The organism is Terriglobales bacterium, assembly GCA_035543055.1.
In the GTDB taxonomy this organism is placed as follows: Bacteria; Acidobacteriota; Terriglobia; order Terriglobales; family Acidobacteriaceae; genus JAIQFD01.
In genome coordinates this window covers 1-2,991 of record DATKKJ010000216.1, presented here as the reverse complement: position 1 = coordinate 2,991, position 2,991 = coordinate 1, and the positions used below count along the sequence as shown (strand labels likewise).

Sequence of the window (2,991 nt, the reverse complement as noted above, 5' to 3'; positions counted from 1 at the left end):
CCATAAGACACAACACGCGCAGACCGATGCTGAGCAAGCGGATCAGCCCCTTGATTCGGGTGGTGGAACTGAGGTAGATCGGCGTCAAGCCCAATAGTTTTCCCCGATAACGGTTAAAACCACGCTCGATCAGATATTCCTGTGAACGGCGGTGAAAAAGCGCGCATAGATGGCGATGAGGATCCCCACAGCCGGATTCAGTCCTGATAGGAGGATGGACGGGATGTGAAGATTTAGGGAGAAAGATGGCGCGCAGTGAAGACGTGCGGTAAAAAGCACCCTGCCGAAGAGACCGGGTCGCGCCACGGCTCTCAACCGCCAAGTTTCGTTCCGTGACGCGCCCCACCGCTCCCTTTTGAGAGGGAGTGCCCTGCCATTGTCCCAAGGTCCGGACAGTTCCGTCCAGACCAGCGCTCCTCGGCGTACTGATCAACGCCGATGGAGTCTTCGGGTCGTTTCTTTCTCTGTGGGCACTGCCGTGCCCAAGTCCTGCTTTGCAGCCACTGCGACCGAGGCCAGATCTATTGCGGCAGCGATTGTTCGAGGACGGCGCGTCGGCACTCATTACGGGAAGCCGGTCGGCGTTATCAACGTAGCCGTCGGGGCCGGTTTGCCCATGCCGAACGGTCCCGCCGCTACCGCCAGCGCCGCAAGAACGTGACGCATCAGGGTTCACCCGCCCCGGCGCCGGAGGGTTTACTTCCGTCACCCTCGGAAGGCATCGCGAACCCGTCTGTTGTCATCGCTTCCCCGCCGCCGATCACCGCTTGGCAGTGCCATCGCTGCGGTCGGCATTGCGCTGCGTTCGTCCGGCTCGGCTTCCGGCGCCGTCGAGGGTCTCACTCGATCTTTTTCACACGACCGGAGATATCCTCGACATGACCATCGCACAAGAACTGGAGGTCCAAATCCTCCGTTATCACCACGTGGAAAAATGGCGCATCGGCACCATCGCCACCCAACTCGGCGTGCATCGCACCACGGTGCAACGCGTCCTGGCCCAGGCCGGCCTGCCCGCCCGGGTCGCCCAACCCCGGCCATCCGCCGTGGATTCCTATCTGCCCTTCATCCGGGAAACGCTGGAGAAATTTCCCACCCTGACCGCCAGCCGGCTCCATGCCATGGTGCGCGAGCGCGGGTATTCGGGCGGGCCGGACCATTTTCGTCATCTGGTGGCCTGGCATCGGCCGAGACCCAAGGCGGAGGCCTATCTGCGCCTGCGGACTCTGCCGGGGGAACAGGCCCAAGTGGACTGGGGCCATTTCGGTTATCTGACCATCGGCCGCGCACGCCGGCCCCTGATGGCTTTCGTAATGGTGCTGTCGTACTCGCGCCGGATCTTCCTGCGTTTCTTCCTGGACGCCCGCATGGAGAACTTCCTGCGCGGCCATGTGGCGGCCTTCCAGGCGTTCAACGGGGTCGCCAGAGTGCTGCTCTACGATAATTTGAAGAGCGCGGTGCTGGAGCGCCAGGGCGCGGCGATCCGCTTCCATCCCACCCTGCTGGCCCTGGCCGGGCATTACCGGTTCGAACCGCGGCCGGTGGCGGTGGCCCGCGGCAACGAGAAGGGCCGGGTGGAACGGGCCATCCGCTACATCCGCGACCACTGCTTCGCCGCCCGGAGCTTTCAGGATTTGGCCGATCTGAACGCGCAGGCTTCAGGCTGGTGCCAGGGCCCTGCCGCCGACAGGCTCTGGCCCGAGGACCGCAGTCGTAAGGTCGGCGAGGTCTTCGCCGAGGAACAGCCCCGGCTGATCGGCCTGCCGAATAATCCGTTTCCAACCGAGGAGCGCACCGAGGTGAAAGCCGGCAAGACCCCCTACGTCCGCTTCGATCTCAACGACTACACGGTTCCCCATACCCATGTCCGGCGTTTGCTGACCGTGGTGGCCGATCCCGAGCGGGTGCGGGTGCTGGACGGCTTGGCGGTCATTGCCAGCCATCCCCGCAGTTACGATCGGGGTGCCCATATCGAGGAGCCCGCGCATCTCGAACGGCTGGTGGCCGAAAAGCGCGAGGCCCGTCAGCATCGGGACACCGATCGCCTGGCCCAGGCCGTTCCCGCCAGCCAGTTGCTGCTGACCCAAGCGGCCGAACGGGGACAGCGCCCGCGCGCCATCACCCGGGAACTGCTGGAGCTGCTGGAGCGCTATGGCGCCGAGGAGGTCCAGGCCGCCGTCGAGGTGGCATTGGAACGGGGCGTCCCCCATCCCAACGCCGTGCGCCTGGCGCTGGAACAGCGCCGCGACGCCCGCCAACTCCCGCCGCCGCTGGCGGTTTCCCTGTCGCCCAGCGCGCAACAGCGGGATGTCCCGGTTCGGCCCCATGATCTCGACGGCTACGACCAGCTGACGGAGGATGATCATGACCAATGACCCCTTGCTGCAACGCGCCAAGGCCCTCCACCTCCACGGCCTGGTGGCCCACTGGGCGGAGATCGTCGGACAGCCTTGGCTCGAAGCGCTGATCGGTTGGGAGGAGCAGGAACGCCAGCGCCGCAGCCTGGAACGGCGCCTGCAGGCCGCCCACATCGGCGCGTTCAAGCCGGTCTGCGACTTCGACTGGACCTGGCCCCGCCGTTGCGACCGCGCCGCCCTGGAAGCCCTGATGGCCCTCGACTTCCTCCGCGAGGCCGCCAACGTGGTCCTGATCGGACCCAACGGCGTGGGCAAGTCCATGTGGGCGCAGAACCTGGCCCACCAGGCCCTGCTCCAGGGCGCCACCGTCCTGTTCACCACCGCCGGCCAGATGCTCGGCGAACTGGCGGCCCTCGACAGCGACTCGGGGCTACGCCGGAGACTCCGCCACTACGCCGCCCCGGACCTGCTGGTCATTGACGAGGTCGGTTATCTCTCCTACGGCAACCGCCACGCCGATCTGCTGTTCGAGCTGGTCAGCCGCCGCTACCAGGCCCACAGTACCCTGGTCACCACCAACCGCCCCTTCGCCGAATGGGGTGAGGTCTTTCCCAATGCCGCCTGCGTCGTCTCC

3 protein-coding genes are annotated in these 2,991 nt (G+C 65.8%); 2 read left to right on the top strand and 1 reads right to left on the bottom strand.

Features of this window, described 5'->3' with window-relative positions:
• On the bottom strand, positions 1-322 hold a 322-nt coding region (locus VMS96_14190; protein HVP44577.1), incomplete at its 3' end, for a hypothetical protein.
• A 556-nt stretch (positions 323-878) separates the two neighbouring features.
• On the opposite strand from VMS96_14190, the gene istA reads away from it, so the two are divergent.
• Together istA and VMS96_14180 are read left to right on the top strand one after the other, a co-directional pair.
• Positions 879-2,375, top strand: a complete 1,497-nt coding sequence (gene istA, locus VMS96_14185; GenBank protein HVP44576.1) for an IS21 family transposase — start codon at positions 879-881, stop codon at positions 2,373-2,375.
• Positions 2,365-2,991, top strand: a 627-nt coding sequence (locus VMS96_14180) for an ATP-binding protein (protein HVP44575.1), incomplete at its 3' end; no start/stop codon positions are given. The genes istA and VMS96_14180, both read left to right, overlap by 11 nt.

Bases quoted from the DNA above. Each gene is read 5' to 3' on its own strand.
- istA (HVP44576.1), top strand. From the start codon at position 879: ATGACCATCGCACAAGAACTGGAGGTCCAAATCCTCCGTTATCACCAC.